Below are 23052 nucleotides of genomic sequence, written 5' to 3'. Positions count from 1 at the left end.
TTCCTTCCCTCCTTTATTCTTCATACATAAATTTCTGAGATTCCATAAAATAATAGCTTCCATCCATCTTCTGTCCAATTGGAATTACACTTAAAAATAAGGGATTTGCACTATACAAAGCAGTCACCTTAACTCCCGATACCATTGCATCCATACGGATATCACTATTTCCTGAAAACAATCTGATATTCTTTTCGATTACATTCATTGCTCGACTTGTCAGTTGATTTTCTCCCGTCATATACAACAGCATTTGCAAATATTCCCCGTATCCCATCCCGCTTTCTTCTTTCTGAGAATTATTCTGTGAAATTTCTTCTGATAAATGAAAAGGATCACTTTTCCACTGTGAACCGTTTTTGACTAGAGGAACCTTCCCTCCCGCCAAAAGACACCGTACATCCAGAATACTTTCCACATAACACCATGCCACCAGAATTCCCATCTGCACTGCCTTTATCAGAGGTGCAATCCCTGTAAATCCTACCACCGCTGTTGCAACCTCCAGCGCTATTGCCTTCTTCTGACTATCCTTCATGATTGTCACAAAATTAGCACTTTCCCGTAGTAATATCAGCTTTTTTACCACCGTCTCCAAATTCTCGACATCTGTAGCTTTTCCACCGATACAATATTCCAATTCATAATCCAGGGCATGCCCCTGTCCTTTGCTATTTGTTTTCGAGGAAAAATACTCATTCAGATATTGAACCAGCCACAGCTTATCCACACTACTTTCAGAATCTATGGTCATATTTCCACAAAACACCTCGCGGTTATCCAGACTATCCGCAATATCAATTCCTTTTCCTGACAGTTGCGAAGGATCTTCTAACACTATTGCCAACACTGGGGATGTCTTTAGCTGCACTACATAATCTATCGGATTTTCTGGTAGCGGATTTTTTTGCGCAGAGTCTCCTTCTGTTCCTTCCTGCGTTTCTAATTCCTCTTCGCAGTTTTCTACTTCTTCGCTATTCTCCGCCTCTTCTTTCGCTTCAAGAGCTTCCTCCCATTTCTGCTCTAAATCACCACTTTCTTCTTCCATCCCCTGCCAAATCTCCACCCGACTTTTTAATGTTTCCACTCCCTTTTCTGCCAGTTGTTCTTTTGCAGTTCTGCATGCCTGCCGTTTGAATTCTGCACCATTCCTATCCGTTGCCAACACATAAGACTCTACTTTCACATCCTTCAATGCCATTTGGTAGAAATGATTTTCTTCCCCTTCCTGATATGCTTCTTCCATAATTCTGCTTTCCAAAAGTCTTACATCCGGCTCATCGCTTCCATTACTCATATCCCAAAACAGTAAACCATAATACTCCCAAAGTTCCTGATTATAACCTCCAAACACAGACTCCAACTCCAGTGTCAATTTGCGCTTTGCAAGTTGCTGCATACCCTTTACTCTTGCCAGCTCTAGCATGCTAAATAAAAAAGATAAAATCAGTATCAGAGTAAGAGCCAGAAAAATGGTAATACTTCCTTCTTCTTTATTAGATTTTTCCTGCTTGATTTGTGATTTTTTCAAAGATATCATTGACCAGTGTGTTCAACTCCTTTTTGAAAATAATGACCAGACCTATCAAAACCACCAGAATCAGAATAACTTCTACCACACCTATTCCCTCTTCTTCTGTTAAAAAATTTTTCCATTCCTTCATAATTCATTCCTTCCTTTCCTCTTTACTTTCTTGCTCTTATACGTTCATTGACATCATTGCCGGAACCATAATAATGACCAATACCACCAAAAGCATTAACACCATTGGTAATAGGAGCTTTGTTCCCGCTTCCTCTCCTGCTATTTTTACCCTTGCTTTTCGTTTCTCATATGCTTCGATTTTTTCTTCTTCTAAAATCTCTTGTATCTGCATGCTTCCCTTTCGTACATTCTGAACTAAGATGGCTGACAGTTTCCGATATTCCTGAAGCGCGCATCTCTCCCCGAAGTTCTTATATGCCTGCACTTCTCCAATTCCTTCCTGCATCTCGTAGACTGCTGTTACCATTTCTTCATAAGCCTGTCTCTCCGAAAACTTTTGTTCCTCTTTTCGCTTTTGATAGCTCTCTACAATTCGTTTCCATGCCATCGCTACATTCATTCCTGCTCCCATAAGCAGAATAAGCTTGTCCAAAATATCCGGATAGTCCCGTAACATCTGTTGTTCTCGCTCTTTTTGCTCTTTTTTCCGCTTTTCCTTTTCCGATGCCAGAATACATCCGGCTACAATAAATCCAAGCACTGCTACGAAAACGCTACGATTTTCTGCTTTTTTCTCCCAAGAAAGTGCTACACCATCTACTTCTTTTGGTAGTTCTAGTTCTTTCTCTCCGGCTTTTTCATTTTCCCGTTCCAATGCTGCCTGTATTTCCTCTACCAATAATTCTCCTCGGCTTTTTTCCGGTGGAACTGCCCGTATGGCAAATTCATAGACAGACATCTCTCCCTGACACTCCATTTCTGCACTAACAGTAACTACAACCGCTTTTCCGGGAGATTCTCTAATTGTGCCATCCGGGTAAAAAATGCTGTAATCAGAAAGTCCATATTCCACCTGTACCACACCATCCTGAAGGGTTTCCGGCAAATATAAATCTTTACTAATTTCTTCCAGACTTTTATTTTCTCCTAATATTTTCTGTTCCAGTTCTTCTTGTGCTTTTTTCAGAACTTCTTCCCTTTCCGTTTCGGTAAACATACGTTCTTCGGCAGTAACGGTCCACGAATAATCCTCAAGGACTTCTTCCGCATTCAAAATGTATTTCTGTTCCTGACTACCTTTTCCCGGTTCCTGGCGTTCTACAGAATCGTCCATTTTATTTTTCCCATCTGTCAGTGCCAACAACCCGGCCAGCAAACACCCTGACACCGCCACTATTACGGCCTGTCTCCTACTTCCTTTTAACGCCAACGCATCACCTCCTCTATGCCTGTATCTCCGTAATCTTTTGCGCCAGCAGACATGCCACTCCATAAACTCCCAGGCACAGGCTCATGACTAAAACTCCGATAAAGTTTCCATACAGAGGTTCTAAGAACTCCGGCATGCCGATTCCTATATAGATAAGGATTCCACAAGGTATCAATGCCATAATGTTCTGCTCTAACTTTTTCGATGCAATTACCGTTTCCATTTCTCTTTTGACCTCGGCCCTTTCTGCAATCCTTTCTGCACTGTCCTGAAAAATCTTTCCAATATTTCCGCCTCCACGCTTCGCAAAGCCAAATACCTGTGAAAAGCTGTCAATTTCTTCTATTCCGGTTCTTTCTGCCAAGTCCTCTAACAATTTTTCGATAGGAATATTCATTTTGAGTTGATGGTTAATTGCGATAAATTCCTGCGCCATTACACATTTATCCCCATATAGTCTGATAAAATCCCGTTCTCCTTCCAGAAAAGCATTTTCCATAGAATATCCTGCTTTCAACAGACCCGAAATAATCTGAAGCATTCCCTGAAACTCATGAAGCATGTTCTGCTCTCGCTTTTTCTGAAATCTGGCTTTTAGCTGTTTTCCCATAATCCAAAAGCAAAATGGAAATAACACCAGTGCATAAACACTTCGATAAAACAGCCATGCTATTATACTTGTCATTCCTCCCGCAAGAATCACGCACAACATTCGCTCCCTCCACGAAAAACGATACTTACTGTAATCCTGCATTTTTTCTCTCCAATCCTGCTGCCATCATCTTTTCCTTATGTAACAACTCCCCTTTTTTCTCCCAGAAACCTGTGATTTTCCCATCCTTCATTCCTTTTTCTACAAACTCATACAATGGATTTAGCTGAATCTCGCCTTCTTTTACACCATTTAGTTCCATAATCGCCAGCACCCGGCGGCTCCTATCCCGCAGCCTTCCCAAGTGCACCATGATGTCAATTCCGGAAGCTATCTGCGCCCGAATAGCAGGCAACGGTAACTCCATTCCCATCAGCACCATCGTCTCCATACGACTCAACATGTCCCGACAGCTGTTAGCATGTCCGGTACTCAAAGAGCCATCGTGCCCCGTATTCATTGCCTGAAGCATGTCCAAACATTCCGCCCCTCGAACCTCGCCAACAATAAGTCGCGTGGGCCTCATCCTAAGGGCAGTACGAATCAAATCCCGAATGCTAATTTCTAAATCCCCTTCCACTCCTGCATCTCTGGTTTCCAGACGTACCAGATTCGGTATTCCCTGTAGCTGAAGTTCTGCTGAATCCTCTATGGTAATCACTCGTTCCGTATCAGGAATAAACTCTGAAAGTGCATTTAAAAAAGTTGTCTTTCCGGACCCTGTTCCGCCAGAAATAAAAATGTTATAGCCAGCCTTCACCAGGCTCTCCAGCAAACTAGCACATTCCGTACTAATACTTTCCTTTTCTATCATTTTTTCCATATTGATTGGATGCTTTGGAAATTTTCGAATTGTTACTGCTGCTCCATCAATTGAAATAGGCGAAAGCACTACATTGACTCTGGAGCCATCTGCCAGTCTGGTATCTGCAATGGGTTGCGCTGTGTTAATGACACGATTGTGGGTTCCTACCATCTGCTGGATAATATCCTCCAACTTTTCCTGTGAAGAAAAATGTTGTTCCCAAAGAAACATACTTCCATCTTTCTCATAAAAAATCTTCCCTGCCCCATTTACCATAATTTCTGTAATGTCATCCCGGTCAAGTAATTCCTGCAATACATCCAGCCGCCGCAGCGAATGAAATATTCCCATCCGCAGCTTTTTCCGCTGCGACAATGTCAAAGGTTTTTCTTTTGCATAAACACTTATTTCCCTATCAATTATCTCAAGAAGCCGCTCTTCTTCATTTTCTTTTGTAATATCCAACTGCATCAGCACTCGCTTTTTCAACTCTTCAGCTTCTTCCTGCCAGCAATTCTCTAACATAATCTCCCACCCCTCCCCAAAGCCACTGCTGCATTAGACATCCAGGTGTCATGGTCTCTTTTCTCCAATCCGGCAGAGGCAATCGTGATATTTTTTCTTCTAATTGGAAATTCTCCTGTCTTTTTACCATTTCCTCAAAGGCCCTATGCATTCCCTTAACCAACACATTCTGCTCTTGAGGAAGATAAATTTTCCTACATTTTTTCCAAACATCGAAAAACCCCGGAAACATATTTCCCATATCCAGTACAACTACGTCATACTCTGTTCTCTGCTCTAGCATTTCCACCAATGCGATATAATCCGCTTCTTTCAGTTCACATAGTAATATGCCATCCCTTACCGGCGGCAGATAATCCAGCCGTTCTAATTGGTATACGAACTTTCCCAGTTCCACGTTCTTTTTTTGCTCTATATTCTGGCAAAAATACATGACATCCAATAAATCCTGTTCATACTCCACCTGAAACCACTGTCCCATTCCACTACACTCTTTCAAATTGACATACAGAACCTTTTCCTGTTCTGCCAGAAACGCTGCCATAGTCATTGCTAATGGCGTCTGCCAGATACTCTGGTTCGGCGAATACCATCCCAATATCTCTGTTGCCTCCCCGAGTATTCCAACATCTTCTCTGCGATATTCCTCATAATAATGATAAATATTTCGAATCATCACCGAGACCGGTTGATATTTTTCGATAACTGGAATCTCCGTTTCTGCCCGCTCTTCTCCTTCTTCCCAAAGATAGAGCCACAGAATGTCCTTCCTTTCTCTTATTTCTGCCTGAATCCACACCTCCTGCATAAATGCTCTGCCAAGCAGAATCACTTGAAACTGTTGTCTAAAAAGCTGTTCCTTAAATGCTTCTGTTGATGAAAAGAATCCGCCGGAAAAGTCTTTTCCCTGTTCTACAAACAACCATGCACTAACACTTTCCCCATAGGACTGATTTTCATCACATACTGCCACCGATAATTTGCTCAATAAATCACCTCGCACGCTATGAAAAATCCAATCAATATTGCAACTGAAAAATGAATGAAATTTTGTTTTCCTTTCGACTCTCTGGGATATTTTGTGATTTTTCCTGTGGTTATAACCTGACGTACATAACTTCCAAAGATACATAGACTTGAAAATAGATTACCGTGATAGATAAGCTTACAAAATGCTGTAACTGCTGCTACAAAAAACGCTGCCAACATTGTAATACATACCATTTTCAGATTCCAGATACTACTAATAACGGAAAACAATTTGATGTCGCCTGCCCCAAGGGCACGCATAAGAAATAAAAGATATAATAAGATAACCGGTATAGATACATTTACGATGAATATTCCAATCCCTCTGATTCCATATTGCCAGACTTGAATAAGGAATCCCATGAGAAGCCCACTTCCAATCAGCCGGTTACTGATTCTCCAGGTTCTGATATCCATCCACACTGCCAGACTTAACAAAAGCAATGTACAAATTACCCTCGTATTTCCAACTCATCACCTCACCTTTTTGTTTGTAATTCGGATTATATATCAGGATTTTTTTGTTGTAAAGATTAATAAAAAAACTTTTTCATTTTTGTAAAATACTCACAAAATTTTACAGATCATAATCGCATACAACAGCGCAAACCCGCTGATACCAAGGGTTGCAATTGTCAAATTTAAGTTTTCACACTTTTTATCATACTCGATATTATAAAAATTGCAAGACATTTTTACTTTTCGATTACACTCTTAAATCACTATAAAAAAATACACACAACAGGTATTGTAAGCACTGATACGAGTGTACTCAATACGATTCCATTTGTACAAATATCTCCATCTCTGCCATTCTCTACTGCCATAAGCGCCAGAATACTTCCCACCGGCATTCCAAGTTGGAGCACAAAGATTCCTTCTATCATGAAAGAAAACGCAAGATGTTTTAAACACAATGCTGCCCCTATGGGAATTACTAACATCTTAACTACCACGAACAAAAGCATACGAATATTTCCAAATAGCGTTCGCCATTTAGTATCTGCCAAAGAAAAACCAATCAGTATCATAGAAAGGGGCACTGTTGCTGTTCCCATATAACTACATAAGTTTTTTGCAAACTGCGGAACAGGGGGATTCCACACAAACAATAAAATTCCGAGAAAGGATGCTACAACGCCCGGATTTATCATATTTTTTAATAATACTCCATAAGAAATGTCCTTCTTTTCGGATTGAAATAACCAGATTCCCAACGTGTAAAGCAACACATTATACCCTAATATATAAAAAATTATGTATATCATGGACTCTTTTCCATAAATGCTGGTAATGATCGGTATTCCCATAAATCCTACATTCGAAAACATAGTCATCAGCTGATAGATATTCCTCTCTTCTTTCTTTTTCGCAAAGAATAAAGAAAGAATCCTACCAATTACAAATAGTAATGCAAAATACACTAGCATGAACATTAAGTTTTCACCAATATTTCCTTTCTGTCTGGTGAAACTTCTGTTGATAACCCCGTCAATAATTAGAAGCGGATTAAAAACATTGACTACCATCCTAGATATTTTTTCATAAGTATCTTCCTCTAACCATTCCTTTTTTCGCAAATAATATCCAATTGTCATCATCGCTGCTAACGTCAGCATTTGCTGTAAAATAATTAAAATATCCATTTTTTCCTGTACCTTTATACTTTATCAATGACAGTATCTACTTCATCAAATACTAACATAATTCCATATTTATCGCAAATTCACTGCAAAATACGATAAATCATAATCGCATACAGCAGTGCAAACCCGCTAATACCAAGGATTCCAATTGTCAATGCACTAACCGGATTCACTCCTACTACTATGGCAATCCCTTGGGTTTCCAGCATCTTATTTACAACACTGATTCCTACAATTCCTACAGCGGCACGACTAAGAAAAGTCGCTGCCGCTCTTGCTTTCTTTTTCATGATTCCCATAAAAACCACTACGAGGCAGATTCCGGCAATGGCTATCATTCCATATTCTTGTTCCATATACAATTCCATTTATTTCATTCTCTAAAATATATACATTTCACAAACTTTTATTCCTTTAAAGCTCCTGATAATATTTTATAACGTAATAATTTTTTCTTTCTTCCTCAGGTATCTCATGTTCATAATCTTCGGGAAATATAGCACAATCATCCCATCAATACTGTCTAACCTACCCCTCCGCTTTACTTTACGGTCAAAATATGGTATAAATAATTCTACATGTTAAAAATATATCTTTATAGAGGGGGATTAAAACCATGTTTCTTATCTTTATTTTTATAACACTGATTATCGAAGCAATCGTACTTATTCCAACAATGACTAAGATTAAAGCTTCAAGAAGAGATTTTGAGGCAAATTGCATTCAGGTAGAGGCTAAGCTCGTTAACGTAAAAACCAAACGTTATTCCCGAAGCAATTCAGATGACACATATAACGATTATGACGAACTTTACATAGCCACCTATGAATATCCTTGGAACGGAGAAATGATACGCTACAAAGAAACTCATAACAGCTACGATTTTGAACATACCGAAATGGCAAATGTACATCGTATCACAGGACTGGAAAAGAATAATATGGAAAATATGTTCCAGAAAAAAGGAAAAAGACTAACACTACTTGCTTTGATTCTAGGTTTAGTTCTTTCTTTTGCACTTGTAGCTGTGATAGCAAAATTAATGTAATCTGCAAAAACATAACATGCTATCCCTTTCTTTTAACGAATTTTCTGGAAAAATTTATAACTTTTTGTATAGACTTGGAATTTTCTGCTTATACTTTATAAAAGAAACTTTTAAGATGTATTTATGAAAGGAAAGGGATTCACATGTTTCAGAGTTCAAAGAAGCAGCTGGCACCTCCCTCTGCTTACTCTCTACTTTTAGATGACCTGGAAAAAGCCAGATATGATTTGTCACTTGCTTATGATAACTTTCAGAATGCTATGGACCCGGATATGATAGACTGCTGTATTTATCAGGTAAACGCATTGCAGATGCGATACAAGTTCCTACTTACCAGGGCAAAACAGCTTGAGCCTGAGGAAAACATTATTACGGAAGGAAAACTTTCTCTTCAAAAAATTTAAAACAAAATAATTACTGTCTCTTAAGAGCAATATACTTTACCTTGTGTAAATAGTATTGCTCTTTTTTCTGTCCTTTTCTATAATGAAAAAGTACCCGGTTACAAATATTTACACAAAAATAAGGGAGAAGAACCTTGATTAAAATTGCGATTTGTGATGATGAAGTGACGACTTTACATCAAACAAAATTATATTTAGAAGAATATCCGATTCTGTTTTCCATAGATGAGTTCACAAGCGGGGAAGCATTGCTCCAAAGCCCGGAGAAATATGAAATCATTCTCTTGGATATTGATATGGCAGGAATGAACGGAATTGAAACGGCAAAAAAAATTCGACAACAAGACAAAAAAGTGAAGATTATTTATGTCACAAACTATACCGATTATACGTCATTCGCTTTTTCCGTCCATGCATTTGCCTATCTCTTAAAACCGGTAAAAAAGGAAGAATTGTTTCAACAACTGGACGAAGCATTTGAGTATACAAAACCTCACGAACCGGAATGGATGGATTTTCAAACAGAAGACGGAATTGTGCGCTTAAATCTACATGAGATTCTCTATTTCTCGGGATTTATGGCAACGGGATTTTAAATCTATGCATGATGCTTTTAATTCCTGTAATTGGATATTTTTTCTATCATGACTCAAAAGTATATGTTTTTTATGATTTTCTTTTTGTCATTGCAGTTTATTTGACAGATTTTTTAGTTCCTTTATGTATGGGACTGTTACGCGAAACTGGTGGAATCAATTTTTTACAAGCGCATTCCTATTACATTATGACAATTTTGGCAGACCGCCTAACCGAATTTATGGTACTTAAGCTTCTGGTTTTTCTGATTCGCAAAAAGAACGAAAAGATAATCTCAACCGGTCAGCTGATAAGTACTTTTCTGCTTCCGATTGCCAGCATCATTTTGCTATTTTCACTCCTCACCTTCATTGAAATATATCCGACCGAGGAGAATATAGTGTTACTGACAATAGATATTGCTATATTACTTGGAATCAACCTTTATTTTACCAATATCTTTGATGCAATCAGCCGGAGCAACCGCCTGCAGAAAGAACTTTCCCTTCATCAACAAACGGAAGAACTGCAGAAGGAATATTATGAAAACTTAGAGCAGAAATATCAAAACACAAGAAAACTGGTACATGATATCCGTAATCATCTCCAGGCTATGGAACATCTGTATAAGGAACAGCAAAATGAAATCGGCGTCCGATATACACAGGATATCCACGGAATTCTGAATCAGCTGGGGATGAAATATTATACCAGTAACCAAATGCTTAACATTATTTTAAATGACAAAGTACAACTGATGGAAACCAAGGGAATTATCCCTGAAATTAAGATTGCCGACGTGAACCTTGACTTTATGCGTGAAATGGACATAACAACCATTTTTGCGAACCTTCTTGACAATGCCATTGAAGCATCTGAGGAATCCGAAGAAAAGGTAATCCGCCTAAAGGTTTTAATGGTACATGAATTTATCAGTATTACTTTGGAAAATTCCAGTTCCAGAGCACCTGAAAAAAGAGGTTCTTCCTTCCTCTCCCACAAGGAGAATCACGAAGGCTTAGGTCTTAAGAACGTAGAACGAACAATCACACAATACAAAGGAGATATACAGTATGAATGGCGAAAACCATATTTTATTACAAGAATTATGCTTGGTTTTTAACCTTTTTATTTGTTTTGGAATTCCACTGGGAGGTCTTGGAATTCTCAGAAAGAAAGGTTATCCCATTGGCAAGGCATTCTGTCTTGGAATGGCAGCCTTCACCATAAGTCAGATTTGTCTCCGAATACCACTTCTGCAGTTGGTATTGCCACAAATGACCTGGTATCAGGATTTGTCGACCAATCCGTGGATGTATGGGCTTTTCCTTGGGTTTACAGCAGGAATCTTTGAAGAAGGAGCTCGCGTCATTTTCCTAAAAATAGGAATAAAAAAACAACTTGACTATTCAGACGCACTTTCCTTTGGCCTAGGGCACGGTGGCATCGAAGCAATGCTACTTGTGGGAATTTCCTGCATTGCTACTATGTTTGCACTTCCAAACGATACTGCACTTGCTGCATCCCTTAGCTATAATGCATTGCTACTTGGGGGTATAGAACGAATTTTTGCACTTTCATTTCATATTGGTGCAACTCTTTTGGTCGCTTACGGTATGCGTAACAAAAAAAACGTATGGCATACCATAATTGCAATTTTACTCCACACATTATTAGATGCAGCAATTATAATTCTTCCACAAGTATTTGGAGTTGGAACATTTGGCCTGGAAAGTTATCTGGCTATACTATCAACACTGGTTCTTATTTTAGGAATCTGCCTATGGCACAAAAAATAAAAAAGAAAGGATAAAACTATGAAAAACTTATTAGGAATTTTTACACTTATATTTATGATTGGAGGTATATTAGCCGGATGCGGCAACGCAAAGTTATCAGATGCCTTCGACGAACAGAACGTAACAGACACAGCGAAACAGATTGTTTCTTATATGAATGACGAAGATTATGACAGACCATCAGTTTTAACACAAAGATGGAATTGTCAGGATTCTACATAAAATAAACTTTTATACCACAAAAACAGGGTACATCGAATCTTTCCGATATACCCTGTTTTTCTATTTGTACGTTTCTCATGCTTATGCCAGAAACCCTCTACTGCTCTCCGAACCCTGCAGAGTTTCTGTCAACGCGCCTTTTTGATAAGTCATACCAGCTACTACCTGTTGTGTGTTCTGCATCAACGGCTCTGATGTATCATGCTGGGCAGCCTCCCAGAAGCCATCATAGAGATTTTTTAAAACCTTCTTGGCATCTACAATATTCTGAGATGTATTTTTCACAATAGCAAGTGCCAATAACTCATTGATAAAACGATAAAGTGCATGAAGGTCTTTTGCCACCGGATAATTAAAATCCAAAGTTCCCATCAACCTTCTTACTACCTGTTGTGCTTTGTGAACAGAATCCTTAAATTCATTATAATCTCCGGATTTCTGCGCCTCTAATGCATCCTCCAAGTAGGAAAACAGGATATCGTAAATAATAATAATCATTTCACCACGATTACAGCAACTAAGCCTTCGGGTAAAATCCTGCTTTTTTTCATCCTTCATAACTCAATGCCCCCTACTGTAACAACTGAAGTACCTGCTGTGGTATATCATTTGCCTGTGCAAGTACAGACGTTGCTGCCTGGGATAATACATTATACTTTGTATATTCAGACATTTCTTCTGCCATATCTACATCTTCAATACGAGAAAGGGCTGCTGTCATATTCTGTTCTGCCCCTTCCAGACTGTTTACTGCAGAATCCAAACGATTCTGATATGCGCCAATTCTGGAGCGAGCTTCACTTACCTTACCGATAGCCTTATCAAAACTTGTAATTGCTCTTCCGCCGCCTCCTACTGTGCGCACATCTACATCGTCTATATAAAGACTCTTCGATGAAATTTCCGGAATACGTACGTCCATGGTCTGTCCTTCATTTGCACCAATCTGGAATGTCATAGTTCCAATATCGGTCACCTCTAAAGACACATCTCCCGTTACCCCAGGCATTACTTCAAAGTTCATTTCAAATCCGCTTCTATCTGTTATTTTTACATGAGTTCCATCTGTAATCATTGTTGCCTGAGAAGTAAATCCATTACCACCCGCGCCCGTTCCAAATGATACACCTGCATCTTCTCCATGTTCTGTATATCCGTTTGCCGTAATTCCCAGATATGCTGCAAGTGCTGTATTTTCACAACTTACATTCAATTCTGCAGAAGAACCATACTGATTAGAAACAAATATCAGTGTTCCACCATTTGCCACTGCATCCGCTACATCAATAGCATCATATCCCGCATTTTCCGCATTTTGTAAAGGATTCGAAGATGTTGGTGGATTTGCTGCTACCAAAAGATTTACATTTCCTATTTCTGCTCCGTTACGAAGCTTCTCATATACTTCTTCGAATGTGTCTCCTTCTTTAATTTTCACTTCTACGCCATTAATTACAACGGTTCCTTCCTGTGCCGCAGTTACTGCGGTAGTAGTTACCGCTGCGCCAACTCCTACCGCCTGTTCTGCCGGTGCATTGACTTTAATCTTATAGACACCCTTTTCTACACTATCTGAAATATCAATTCGTTCAATTCCTCTCACACTTGGATATACTCTGGTATCCTGGGTTCCATCTAAAAGATTCATGGTATTATATTCGGTATCTCTGGAAATACGATCAATCTCATTGGTAAGGGATGTGATTTCTGCCTGAATTGCCTGCAAATCATCCTGTGTATTCGTGTCGTTCGCTGCCTGTACAGAAAGCTCGCGCATTCTTTGAAGCATGCTTGTTACTTCATTCAGTGCCCCGTCTGCTGTCTCCAATACAGAAACACCATCAGATGCATTTCTGGATGCCTGATCCAACCCCTTAATCTGGGCTTTCATTTTGCTGGCAATTGCCATTCCTGCTGCATCATCAGATGCATGGTTAATACGAAGTCCGGAAGACAAACGTTCCAAAGATGATGTCAATCCATTTTCTGTTCTTAATAACTGCTTATTGGCAATAACTGCCGACATATTGTGATTAATTTTCATATCTGCACCTCTCTTATGATTTCTTTATTCTGCTGTTGCCAGTTGTTTTACTGCTCCAATAAATACTTTTGCCATACCATACAATGTCTTTGTCTGTACCTGATATTCCTCTTCCGACTGATTACTGATATCTCCATAAGTTCTGTTATCTAAAGAAATTTGCGTAAGATCCAAACTTTCACTTTGAATCATATCCAGATTCGGATATAGGGTACCGTCCATACTCAGCTGTTCGGCTAACTCTTCCTGTTGGTCGCGGAGACTTTCTATGGTTTCCTGAGAATCAGAAGCAATATAGCCTTTCACCTTTTCTCCTTGCACCTGAAATCTTGCCGCTACTTTTCCAAGTTTTGGCGAGTCAAAGATAACATCAAGTCTTCCACGCTCTTCGGTTCCTCTTACAATCTTAAGCTGTATATTGGTGTACTCGTCTGCCACAAGAACCGGAATTGCATAGTTTTCTTCCTTGGCCATTTTCGTTCCCAATTCAATTTCCTGTCGAAGTATCTTTAAATCTCGTATGTCAAAACTCTGTACGTCCTTGGATTCTTCCATGGTTTTCATGACATTCTCTGCCACATCTGCCAGTTTCTTCTGTGCCTTTGCCATATCCTCCGGTGTCTTTACCGCTTCTGCAAAGTCTTCCAGAATTCCCTGCTTTACTTCTTCCAAATCTACATCTGTTTCTTCATCCTTACGTTCAAACAGTGTTTTGAACATTCCATTTCGGTTATGAAGCATCTGATTTGCTGCCAATATGTTATAAGCCGTTACCGGCATATCATATCCGGTCAGCAACTTCAATACCTGTTCCTCTGCACCTCTTGCCATGGAAAATTCCTTCAACTGTTCCTGATAATATGCTTCTTCAGAAGCTTGGTCTATCTCCGCATTCTTTAACTGCCATAACAATTCTTCCGGCGTCATCTCATCTAACGCCCCCTGTGCTGCCGCCTGTTCCATTCCCTCCGGCGTCATTTTTCCAAATGCTTCTTTTGCACAGTCTGTCTGGTATGCTGCTTCTATCTGCTGGGAGATACTTAAATCCAAGGTATTTACTACCTCTGCTTCTCCAAAGTTGTCATCTACGGATACATTGATTCCCGGATTCCGATTGGTTCTCACCGCAGTCAGCAGATTCTTCATACTTAACTCTGCACCCTGATTTACCAGTGCTCCAATGACTGCTCCGTCTGTTTTATCTATTTGATTCAGCAATCGATAAATTCCAATATAGCTGTCTCGCTCTTCCGGCGTAATCTCTTGTCTTTGCTCCATCTTCCAGAGATATTTGCTGAACTTTTCTTCCCCACCGGCATCTATCTGATTCTTGATTTCTTCTGCCTTGGCATTTAACTGGCTAATATCCATTTCTAGTGGATTAACACCCTCGCGAATCATTTCCATTACTACAGACGGAGAAAGATTCTGAAACAATACCTGAACCTTCTGGTCTGCCGCCTTCATCTGGCTGATGGAATCAGTTGTAATCTCCAACTCGTTATATGCCAGTATTCGGACTGCTCTCTGGTTTGCTTCTGATGTTTCCAATCCTAAATCTTCCAATATATCATCCACATTCTGAAATGCCTTCTGAATGGAATCTCCCATATCAGCTCTTGGCGCCGTCATCAGCGTTTCATATGCTTGTCCTGCCCGTTGGAACTCTGCCTGCATCGCAGTTCCGCTTTCATGCAGGCTACTTACTGTCTGTTGCTCCGGCGTTACTGTCCCTAATACATATGCCGGAACGCTCTTTAATTCCTCTGCTTTTCCTACGGTTTCAGCAAGAAGTGCCGCATTTTCCTGCGTTGGCTCAATTCCATTATTACTCAGCAAATTCTTATAATAATCATTTTCTAATGACTTAAGCTGCTCTACCAGTTCCTCTAACGGCTTTGTCTCTATGCTGATTCCCTTTTTCAGCAAGGAATAGTTTGCCTGCGCTGTCATCATAAGACGTATTTCCTCTAACTGCCGACGAGCTGTAATATACTTCATATTTTCTTCGGCATATTCGGGAACCTGTGTTGTTACAGCCTTTGCTTCATCATCATTATTCTCTTCTGTATTATCAGCGTTTGCTATATTACTGTTATGGGCTGCTGCAAGATTCTCTACTGTTACCTGCTGTCCCTTCTCTACTACTGTCCAAACATCTGCATCTGTAGCATTTTCTACGACCTCAGCTGCCTGCTGTGCTCGGTCTGCCAGACTATATCCATCAAGCACCATAGTGTCCTTCGGACGATTTCCTTCGGAAATAGCTACCATCATGCCTTCCATTACTTTTCCCATATCCAACGGGAAATCCATTTCATACAAGTCTGCTGCAAACTTCAGATTTTCTGCGGTAAGCGGAATATCATTTTCTATCATCCATTGGCTGCAGCCTAATGTTGTTTCATTCACCTCAAGTCCCGCTTCCTTAATCACCTGTTCTATCTGCTTTTGGAAGTTTTCATCCAAAATTGCTTCCTGTTTCATTGGTGCAGCTACTGCCGCCGTGGTAGTACTGTGTTGTGCCTTATACAGATTTTCCACAGTCGGTGGCAATTCGTTTTCTACCATATATTTTACAGTCTGCTCATTACACTTTGTCAAGTCTGCCGCCTGCTTCAAAGTTTCTTCACAATCTGAAACATTTTCCTCCGTAACCGGTAAATCTGCCGCTGTAATTACCTGTTCCATCTGGTATGCCATTCCAGTACTTCCAAGCATCTCTGCTAACTGATCCGTACTCAAATCATCTCCGAAAATACTGATATCCACACCTGCCTTAGCAAGCTCCATCTTAATTTTGTCCATTTCTGTCACAACTGTCTTTACTTCTGTACTGTTTAATGGACTTCCGTCTTCTTCCATTTTTGCGCAATCTTCGGCAGAGGCTGTGTTGGTTACCGTCTCCATTCGTTCTTTATAGAGTTTTACCTCCATGTTCTCTGCTTCCTGGCGAATCTTGTCCATTTCCGACTCAGTATCTCCGGTAAAAAAGGGCTTGTCTACCGTTGTCTGTTGCACAGAACGCACCTCGCCGGTTGTCTTATCTACCTGCTGAGTTGTGGTCTGCTGCGTCTGAACGGTAACATGCCCTTTTACTTCCACACTATTATTTGATTTTGTAATTTCCATTAAATTACTGTTATCTACTCTCATGTTTGCGCTCCATATCCTCTATACTCATCGTTATGTTAATTCGTATTCACAACTAGTATTTCGGTAATATGTAGCAGAAACTTTAGACATTTAATGAGTTTTTACATATTCCAAAAAATCCTCTGTTTTGGACCAGTACTTAATTCCCCAATTTTCAAAATTCCACTCTTCCATATAATCATTACATTCAAAATCAATATAAAACAATTCACCATTTTGCACAATAAAATTCGTAGGAAAATAATCTATATTGGTATTTGCTTTATAGAGCAATTCACACATTTGCTGTACTTGTTCTATATATTCCGGTTTCATTCTGTCATGAAGAACCATTTCGTATATGGTTTCCCCTTCGATATACTCTTTTAGAATTCTCTCCTGCTCCATATCTATATCAAGCATTTCCGGCATTCTGATTCCTATGGACTTTAGCTTTTTGTAATCATTCAGTTCCGATTCTATTTTATTTCCAAACTGATAATAGTCACAGGGCTCATGATGTATCTGCTTTAACACATATTGCTTTTCCCCATCTGTTGCCAGATAAGAATATCCACCCTTTCCTTTTCCTAATAATTTATCAATTTTATAACTGTTTTGATTTACCTTATGCATTCCTTCTAACATATAACCATCTCCTTGTCTTTCTTTGTTTCTAAAATTAAAATTCCATTTTCCTGTATGTAACCATTTTTGTAATTTCTACCATAAATCACATTTCCCTGAACCGGTATTTCCACCTCCTTATCCGAAGCGTTTAAATATACTTCGATTGCTGTTTCTATTTCATTCGTAGTTCTCACATAGTGAATTAATCTTTTATGATTATCCTCATGTTTCCAGCTTGTTTTCTCTCCATTCAGTTGATTGTATTGTGTTCTCAAAGCAATGATTGCTTTTACTTCTTTTATGATTGAATCGTATTCTCCTTCTGCAATTTCATCCCATGGCATACTTTTTCTATTATAAGGATTTCCATCCCCCGCCATTGCAATCTCCGTACCATAATAAATGCATGGTGTCCCGGGCATTGTCATCAATAAAACAAATTGCTGTAAGAAAATGTCAATGTTTTCTCCGCATCTGGTATAAGCTCTGACTACATCGTGACTGTCCAACAAATTAAAAAGTACATGATTGATTTGCTCATAATACATGGAAAAACAACGATTTATACCATACATAAAATCATAAGAATTTTTTTCTTTTTCTATCCAGAAATCATGAATACTTTCTAAAAAAGGATAATTCATAACAGAATCGAATTCATCCCCTAACAACCACTGAATAGAATCATGCCATATTTCACCCAGCAAAAAAATTTCCGGATTTATTTCCTTTAATTCATAATGTAGTTTTTTTACAAACGAATGTGATATTTCATTTCCCACATCAAATCGGATTCCATCAATTTGCCATTCCTTTACCCAATACCTGCAAATCTCTAAAAAATACTCCATCACTTCCACATGATTCGTATTTAGTTTCGGCATGTTTGCTTCAAAGGCAAAGGAAAAATATCTGCCATCCTTTGTCTTTATATCCTGAGTGTAGAAATCTTTCTCGTGAATAAAAAACCATTCGTAGTATTTTGAATTTTTTCCGTTCTTTACTACGTCTTTCCATGCAAAAAAATCCGTACCACAATGATTAAATACTGCATCCAGCATAACTCTAATTCCCAAGCTATGTGCCTTTTGAATGAGTTCTTTTAAGTCTTCTTCCGTTCCAAAGTCCTCATCAATCAGTTTATAATTGAACGTATTATACTTATGGTTGGTATCCGACTGAAATATTGGTGTAAGATATATTCCGGATATTCCTAAATCTTTCAGATATTCCAGTTTACCGGTTATCCCCTTTATATCACCTCCGAAAAAATCTTCATAAGATAAGTTTTCTGTCTCACCCCATTCCCGCAACTTTACTCTTTTGCCTCCTGCATCACCACGGCAAAACTTATCCGGCATAATCTGATACCATATGGTTTTCTCTACCCACTTTGGGCACCGGCATATATCAGATTCATTCAGCCAGGGATATTTAAAATACTGTTTCATCTTCCCGGATACATTCATTTCTTTTTCTGTATAAACTCTGTCTTCCAATAGATATACTTTCTCTGCATTAGAAAATATTTCAAAATAGTACTGTTCTCTTTTAAATTTGGGAGATAGTTTTATCGTCCAGATAAATGAATTCTCCAATTCTCTCCCCAACTCCATTTTTAATTTTTCCCCAACCCACGGACGCCTACCGGAAACTCCCGATATATAAGGATCATTATGTATGATATTTACGTTAGTAATATCCTTTCCTGTTGTTACATTTATCACAATTTCATCTTGATTCCGTGCATAACAATCTGTAAATGCACACCTATGTTTTATTGCCGCTATATTCATTTCACACCTCCCAACCTACTTGCATTATACTATTAGGATTTATGAAATTCTTGCATAATATTCCTCACTTTTTAACACAAAGTTCTTATTTTTAGCAAAAAGGGACATCCTCCTAAATCGGAAAATGTCCCTTTTCACTATTGGATGTACCCCAGAAAAACATTTCCAGCCGACGTAAACATAGCATTGCTGTCCTGAAGTCCCATTTTATAAGTAGTATTGGTTTCCGGATTGTAAAGAATGGTGTTATGCTCATCATATCCTACAATCAATAATGCTTCATTATCTACCACTGCGAAAACAGGCGTTTTAAGGTTTACATAATACAAAACCTGTTCCACACTACATCCGGTCAGGTCTATGACCTTATAATCTGCCAAAGCTTCTGTCAGTATTTGCTTTGGTGTTTCCCCCTGTGTTAAGAGTCCTTCTACATCCATACTGATTCCTTCCGTCTGAAGGATTGCAGTCAAACATCTTGCTACGGAGCTTCCCCCTGCCTGACTCACATCAATATTCACATCACCTACCACAGGCTGATAAGACTTTCTTCCTCGACGCCAAATATATTTCTGCTTATCTCCAATTACCACTCCCATATTACTATCTGCTGTGGTAACTGCTTCTGCTACAAACGGGGTTGCCTTTACAATCTTACCTGCGCTATACACATAATAAATCTCCTGTTCCACACCAGTGTCCAAAGTTACACTGCGGTCTTCTTCTACCAGAATTTCTTTTGGCACTACAATCTGAGGTGATTCTTCCAACTCTTCCCGTTCCCCTGCAAAAGCAATTTGTACAACACTCTGCTTTTGCGCTGATTGGGTCGTCTCTATGGTAATGTTCTTCTCTGCTTCCAGTTGCTGATTTTTAATGGTATCCTGGTCTGCAGGAACAAATCCACTTCCATTCCGATAGACCCGATTCAAATAAATTGTTTCATTCTCTACATATGCTTTTGTAATATAGTAACCATCCTTTTGATAATCTTTTACAACTTCTCCAGTTTCATCTACAATCTGAATTCGATACATGGAAAACTGTGTATTTCCGGCATTATCCACCACTACATCAGACTGTCTTGCTGCTCCATATATAAAATCATCCTGCACAAACCCAACCGGCAACAGATATTCGCCTTCACCAGCCTTTATTTCTCGAATCTCTTCTCCCTCTAAGTCCATAACTTTCAGAGTTGCTGCGTTATACAAGTTCTCAGAATCCTGCCATGCGATATATCTTCCCGTATCAGATACTGCATACCGTCCTGCTTCCATTCCCTCCAGTACCTTTTTACTCTCTCTCGTATAAAGGTTGATACTGTAAAGACTGTCACCTACTAACAGATAAAATACATTTCCATCACTAACATAGAAAATATTTCCCCACTCTGCTTTCAATACCTCATAGGACTTATCCGATGGGATAAACAACTCTTCTTCCGTTGTATTTCCTACTCCATCATAATGGTATACCGCAATACCGGTCCTTCCCTCATAATCTCCCCGGTTCATATAGCCATAAACCACAAAATCCATACTTCCGGTTTCATCTATTTTTATTATCTTTATTTCATGCTGCGGATTATTTTCTCTTGCATCAATCCCCTCCGCTCCCCGGAAGCTGTACACCTTAGAAAGATGATTGTTATCGCTGTTATAACTCCACAATTCCCCTTCCTGTACAAACGCAGTTACACTTCCTTTTTCATTCGCCATGTATTCTACATCCTGAGAACAAATTCCAAGCGAAATACTATCTGCCTTTATCCGATCGCTTTCTCCTCGAAAAATCTCATTCATTGTACGTTCATAGTTCAACAAATACATACGATTGTTCCCGTAACGCACGCGGTAATATTCTTCTACGTTATAGTATTCTACTTCTCCATTTTCTCCCGCTGCTGTTACTACATAATTTAAAACAATGGTATTATAAGATGAACCTATTTCCTTAATCGACGGCACCGGCTTTTCCACCCGTTCTCCGGTAAATTCTCCCCAGGTAACCTGTTTCAAACTGGAATGAATCGTTACCTTCTGAAGCGATGTATTATCTGCCTGCGCATTTGGCTCTAAATAGGTGGCAAGACCGTCTGCATTCTCTCCATCGAAGGTCTGTTCATGAAAATTCAACACAAACTCTACCGCTTCCTGTACATGATATCCGCTTTCTCGAATAATTCTGGTATAGTAATAGACCTCTCTTCCATCACATTGCAGCGTCAGAATCAGCATGTATTCATTGCCTTCTTCTAATATATTTTCAAACTGAAGCTCCAGATCAATTTCTCCATCCTTTTGCGAAAAGCTTTCTATCTTATCTTCCTCCATCAAACGCTCCATATCCATGGTACGCACCTGATAAGAAATGCTTTCTACCTGACTTTGATATGTCTTGATGCTAACCGGAAGTGTTAAATCTTCGCCCAAAGGTGCAATGGTGTCTCGCACCGCAGTACCATCCATTTCAGAGGTATAACCATACAACTCGTTAATCTTCGTTCCATTCTCTTCCAACGATATCATTGGCAAAGAAGCTTCTTCCATTTTTGTGGTAAGATCTATATTCTTTTGATGGCTTAACAAACTGGTTACGGTTAAGGTCACACCAAAAACAGCTACCAATACAATTGCTTTTATCACACCCTTACGCATTCTGTCCGTCCTTTCCGTTCTGCAAAGTTTCTAATGTAGGAGATACACCAAAGAACTCCATTACCTTTCGGTAATCTGTTCCGTCTTTTTCACTGCCCTTTTTTACCCCACGAATTAATATATTCTTAGGGGTATGTTCCATATCGATAAACTCTAGTATTTGTACCTGGTAGCCCTTACTTTCTAGGATTTCTGCACGCAAAGCATCGGTAAGCAAAGCCGCCATTCTCTCCTTTATCAACCCATATTTCAACACCGGTTGCAACAATTCATTGCTTATTTGTTTGTTTAGTTCATGCTGACAGCAGGGCACTGACAAAATCACCTTTGCTCCCCACTTTATAGCCTTATCCAAAGCATAATCCGTAGCCGTATCACAAGCATGAAGGGTTACCACCATATCTACTGCATCTACTCCTTCATACTGTGCAATATCTCCTACGAAAAACTTAAGTCCTTCATAGCCGTATTTTTCCGCAAGTTCATTACAGTGTTCTATTACGTCTGCTTTTAAATCCAATCCAATAATCCGTACCGGATACCCTTTTAGTTCCTTCAGATAATGATACATAGCAAAGGTCAGATAGGATTTACCGCATCCAAAATCTAATATGGTTACTTCCCTGTCTTTCGGTAACTCCGGTAAAATATCCTCAATGAATTCCAAAAAGCGGTTAATCTGGCGAAAATTGTCATACTTTGCATGGACAATTTTTCCTTCCTTTGTCTGTACACCTAAATCCACCAAAAATTCCACTTTTTTCTCCGGATCTAAAATATATTTCTTTTTCCTATTATGCGATAAGTCTATCTGCTTTACACAAGCCGGTGCTTTTTTCTCTTTCACGGTTATTTTACCTTTTTTACTGATAAGAACCGTAGCCTGTCCCAACTGAGAGACGACTTCTAACTGCCGATATTCTTCCAGCCAGCACAACACCTGTTGTATTGCATCTTCCCGTACTAAATTTTTATGATAAACCTTTTTCTCTTTATATTCGCTTGCTTGAAATACCAGTTCTTCCTTGACCAGAACCGGGCGGAGATGGATTTTTCCAGCTACCTCCCGGTTCCTTGGATTGCTGATGATAATCTGCACAAGGCTTTGATTCAGATATTTATATAAAAGTTCTTGTAATTCTTCCATGTGAAACCTTTCTATTATC

22 protein-coding genes are annotated in these 23052 nt (G+C 39.2%); 6 read left to right on the top strand and 16 right to left on the bottom strand.

Going from position 1 to position 23052, the window contains the following annotated elements; all coding sequences use genetic code 11:
- Positions 1-13: 13 nt before the first annotated feature.
- The 9 genes from BIV20_RS16155 to BIV20_RS16115 form a co-directional block, all read right to left on the bottom strand.
- On the bottom strand, positions 14-1531 hold the full coding sequence (locus BIV20_RS16155) for a DUF5702 domain-containing protein (protein ID WP_143524576.1): 1518 nt from the start codon (positions 1529-1531) through the stop codon (positions 14-16).
- A complete protein-coding gene (locus tag BIV20_RS16150; protein WP_075721825.1) occupies positions 1497-1664 on the bottom strand; it encodes a Flp1 family type IVb pilin in 168 nt (55 codons plus the stop codon). The genes BIV20_RS16155 and BIV20_RS16150 overlap by 35 nt, the downstream gene beginning before the upstream one ends.
- 36 nt (positions 1665-1700) lie before the next feature.
- Complete coding sequence (locus BIV20_RS16145; protein WP_075721826.1) at positions 1701-2915, bottom strand: hypothetical protein; 1215 nt, start codon at positions 2913-2915, stop codon at positions 1701-1703.
- A gap of 13 nt (positions 2916-2928) precedes the next feature.
- Positions 2929-3669: a type II secretion system F family protein gene (locus BIV20_RS16140; RefSeq protein ID WP_075721827.1), complete on the bottom strand. Its 741-nt coding sequence runs from the start codon at positions 3667-3669 to the stop codon at positions 2929-2931.
- The gene (locus BIV20_RS16135; RefSeq protein WP_075721828.1) at positions 3653-4897 is read right to left on the bottom strand and encodes a CpaF family protein; all 1245 of its coding nucleotides are present in this window, start codon (positions 4895-4897) and stop codon (positions 3653-3655) included. The genes BIV20_RS16140 and BIV20_RS16135 overlap by 17 nt, the downstream gene beginning before the upstream one ends.
- A complete protein-coding gene (locus tag BIV20_RS16130; protein ID WP_075721829.1) occupies positions 4866-5885 on the bottom strand; it encodes a hypothetical protein in 1020 nt (339 codons plus the stop codon). Before BIV20_RS16130 ends, BIV20_RS16135 begins: the two co-directional genes overlap by 32 nt.
- Positions 5882-6370 carry a prepilin peptidase gene (locus tag BIV20_RS16125; RefSeq protein ID WP_242939878.1) on the bottom strand — a complete coding sequence of 163 codons (489 nt, stop codon included), beginning with the start codon at positions 6368-6370 and terminating at the stop codon, positions 5882-5884. Before BIV20_RS16125 ends, BIV20_RS16130 begins: the two co-directional genes overlap by 4 nt.
- Before the next feature lie 278 nt (positions 6371-6648).
- A complete protein-coding gene (locus BIV20_RS16120) occupies positions 6649-7572 on the bottom strand; it encodes an AEC family transporter (RefSeq protein ID WP_075721830.1) in 924 nt (307 codons plus the stop codon).
- A gap of 80 nt (positions 7573-7652) precedes the next feature.
- Positions 7653-7940 (bottom strand): pro-sigmaK processing inhibitor BofA family protein, encoded by a 288-nt coding sequence (locus BIV20_RS16115; protein ID WP_242939879.1) that lies wholly within the window; start codon positions 7938-7940, stop codon positions 7653-7655.
- Positions 7941-8188: 248 nt separating this feature from the next.
- Between BIV20_RS16115 and BIV20_RS16110 the strand changes: the two genes are divergently transcribed.
- From BIV20_RS16110 to BIV20_RS16085, 6 genes are all read left to right on the top strand, one after another.
- The gene (locus BIV20_RS16110) at positions 8189-8620 is read left to right on the top strand and encodes a hypothetical protein (protein ID WP_075721831.1); all 432 of its coding nucleotides are present in this window, start codon (positions 8189-8191) and stop codon (positions 8618-8620) included.
- A 143-nt stretch (positions 8621-8763) separates the two neighbouring features.
- Positions 8764-9024 carry a YaaL family protein gene (locus tag BIV20_RS16105; protein ID WP_075721832.1) on the top strand — a complete coding sequence of 87 codons (261 nt, stop codon included), beginning with the start codon at positions 8764-8766 and terminating at the stop codon, positions 9022-9024.
- Between the two features lie 134 nt (positions 9025-9158).
- Positions 9159-9620 (top strand): LytR/AlgR family response regulator transcription factor, encoded by a 462-nt coding sequence (locus BIV20_RS16100; protein ID WP_075721833.1) that lies wholly within the window; start codon positions 9159-9161, stop codon positions 9618-9620.
- A gap of 8 nt (positions 9621-9628) precedes the next feature.
- Positions 9629-10723 carry a GHKL domain-containing protein gene (locus BIV20_RS16095; protein ID WP_075721834.1) on the top strand — a complete coding sequence of 365 codons (1095 nt, stop codon included), beginning with the start codon at positions 9629-9631 and terminating at the stop codon, positions 10721-10723.
- A complete protein-coding gene (locus tag BIV20_RS16090; protein WP_075721835.1) occupies positions 10674-11399 on the top strand; it encodes a YhfC family intramembrane metalloprotease in 726 nt (241 codons plus the stop codon). The genes BIV20_RS16095 and BIV20_RS16090 overlap by 50 nt, the downstream gene beginning before the upstream one ends.
- A gap of 18 nt (positions 11400-11417) precedes the next feature.
- A complete protein-coding gene (locus tag BIV20_RS16085; protein WP_075721836.1) occupies positions 11418-11621 on the top strand; it encodes a hypothetical protein in 204 nt (67 codons plus the stop codon).
- An 81-nt stretch (positions 11622-11702) separates the two neighbouring features.
- On the opposite strand, the gene BIV20_RS16080 is transcribed toward BIV20_RS16085, so the two are convergent.
- The 7 genes from BIV20_RS16080 to BIV20_RS16050 all read right to left on the bottom strand — a co-directional run bounded on the left by BIV20_RS16080 (position 11703) and on the right by BIV20_RS16050 (position 23033).
- The gene (locus tag BIV20_RS16080; RefSeq protein WP_075721837.1) at positions 11703-12179 is read right to left on the bottom strand and encodes a flagellar export chaperone FliS; all 477 of its coding nucleotides are present in this window, start codon (positions 12177-12179) and stop codon (positions 11703-11705) included.
- 13 nt (positions 12180-12192) lie between these two features.
- Entirely contained in the window at positions 12193-13665 is a 1473-nt protein-coding gene (locus BIV20_RS16075; RefSeq protein WP_075721838.1) for a flagellin N-terminal helical domain-containing protein, read from the bottom strand.
- Positions 13666-13689: 24 nt separating this feature from the next.
- Positions 13690-16821: a DUF6240 domain-containing protein gene (locus BIV20_RS16070; RefSeq protein WP_075721839.1), complete on the bottom strand. Its 3132-nt coding sequence runs from the start codon at positions 16819-16821 to the stop codon at positions 13690-13692.
- A 90-nt stretch (positions 16822-16911) separates the two neighbouring features.
- The gene (locus tag BIV20_RS16065) at positions 16912-17448 is read right to left on the bottom strand and encodes a hypothetical protein (protein WP_242939880.1); all 537 of its coding nucleotides are present in this window, start codon (positions 17446-17448) and stop codon (positions 16912-16914) included.
- Entirely contained in the window at positions 17442-19226 is a 1785-nt protein-coding gene (locus tag BIV20_RS16060) for a glycoside hydrolase family 13 protein (protein ID WP_075721840.1), read from the bottom strand. Before BIV20_RS16060 ends, BIV20_RS16065 begins: the two co-directional genes overlap by 7 nt.
- A 137-nt stretch (positions 19227-19363) precedes the next feature.
- Positions 19364-21886, bottom strand: a complete 2523-nt coding sequence (locus BIV20_RS16055; protein WP_075721841.1) for a hypothetical protein — start codon at positions 21884-21886, stop codon at positions 19364-19366.
- On the bottom strand, positions 21879-23033 hold the full coding sequence (locus BIV20_RS16050; protein ID WP_075721842.1) for a class I SAM-dependent methyltransferase: 1155 nt from the start codon (positions 23031-23033) through the stop codon (positions 21879-21881). The genes BIV20_RS16055 and BIV20_RS16050 overlap by 8 nt, the downstream gene beginning before the upstream one ends.
- Positions 23034-23052: the final 19 nt, after the last annotated feature.

The sequence above is a fragment of the Roseburia sp. 499 genome (assembly GCF_001940225.2).
Taxonomy (GTDB): Bacteria; Bacillota; Clostridia; order Lachnospirales; family Lachnospiraceae; genus Petralouisia.
Note: the sequence above shows the minus strand (reverse complement) of the source record. Positions and strands in the feature narration are given on the sequence as shown.

Excerpts from the sequence above, each read along its gene's own strand:
- BIV20_RS16090 (WP_075721835.1), top strand. The coding sequence starts at position 10,674 with ATGAATGGCGAAAACCATATTTTATTACAAGAATTATGCTTGGTTTTT.
- BIV20_RS16105 (WP_075721832.1), top strand. The coding sequence starts at position 8,764 with ATGTTTCAGAGTTCAAAGAAGCAGCTGGCACCTCCCTCTGCTTACTCT.
- BIV20_RS16150 (WP_075721825.1), bottom strand. The coding sequence starts at position 1,664 with ATGAAGGAATGGAAAAATTTTTTAACAGAAGAAGAGGGAATAGGTGTG.
- BIV20_RS16050 (WP_075721842.1), bottom strand. The coding sequence starts at position 23,033 with ATGGAAGAATTACAAGAACTTTTATATAAATATCTGAATCAAAGCCTT.
- BIV20_RS16115 (WP_242939879.1), bottom strand. The coding sequence starts at position 7,940 with ATGGAATTGTATATGGAACAAGAATATGGAATGATAGCCATTGCCGGA.
- BIV20_RS16095 (WP_075721834.1), top strand. The coding sequence starts at position 9,629 with ATGATGCTTTTAATTCCTGTAATTGGATATTTTTTCTATCATGACTCA.
- BIV20_RS16110 (WP_075721831.1), top strand. The coding sequence starts at position 8,189 with ATGTTTCTTATCTTTATTTTTATAACACTGATTATCGAAGCAATCGTA.
- BIV20_RS16085 (WP_075721836.1), top strand. The coding sequence starts at position 11,418 with ATGAAAAACTTATTAGGAATTTTTACACTTATATTTATGATTGGAGGT.
- BIV20_RS16055 (WP_075721841.1), bottom strand. The coding sequence starts at position 21,886 with ATGCGTAAGGGTGTGATAAAAGCAATTGTATTGGTAGCTGTTTTTGGT.
- BIV20_RS16080 (WP_075721837.1), bottom strand. The coding sequence starts at position 12,179 with ATGAAGGATGAAAAAAAGCAGGATTTTACCCGAAGGCTTAGTTGCTGT.
- BIV20_RS16060 (WP_075721840.1), bottom strand. The coding sequence starts at position 19,226 with ATGAATATAGCGGCAATAAAACATAGGTGTGCATTTACAGATTGTTAT.
- BIV20_RS16140 (WP_075721827.1), bottom strand. The coding sequence starts at position 3,669 with ATGCAGGATTACAGTAAGTATCGTTTTTCGTGGAGGGAGCGAATGTTG.
- BIV20_RS16065 (WP_242939880.1), bottom strand. The coding sequence starts at position 17,448 with ATGTTAGAAGGAATGCATAAGGTAAATCAAAACAGTTATAAAATTGAT.
- BIV20_RS16135 (WP_075721828.1), bottom strand. The coding sequence starts at position 4,897 with ATGTTAGAGAATTGCTGGCAGGAAGAAGCTGAAGAGTTGAAAAAGCGA.
- BIV20_RS16070 (WP_075721839.1), bottom strand. The coding sequence starts at position 16,821 with ATGAGAGTAGATAACAGTAATTTAATGGAAATTACAAAATCAAATAAT.
- BIV20_RS16075 (WP_075721838.1), bottom strand. The coding sequence starts at position 13,665 with ATGAAAATTAATCACAATATGTCGGCAGTTATTGCCAATAAGCAGTTA.
- BIV20_RS16120 (WP_075721830.1), bottom strand. The coding sequence starts at position 7,572 with ATGGATATTTTAATTATTTTACAGCAAATGCTGACGTTAGCAGCGATG.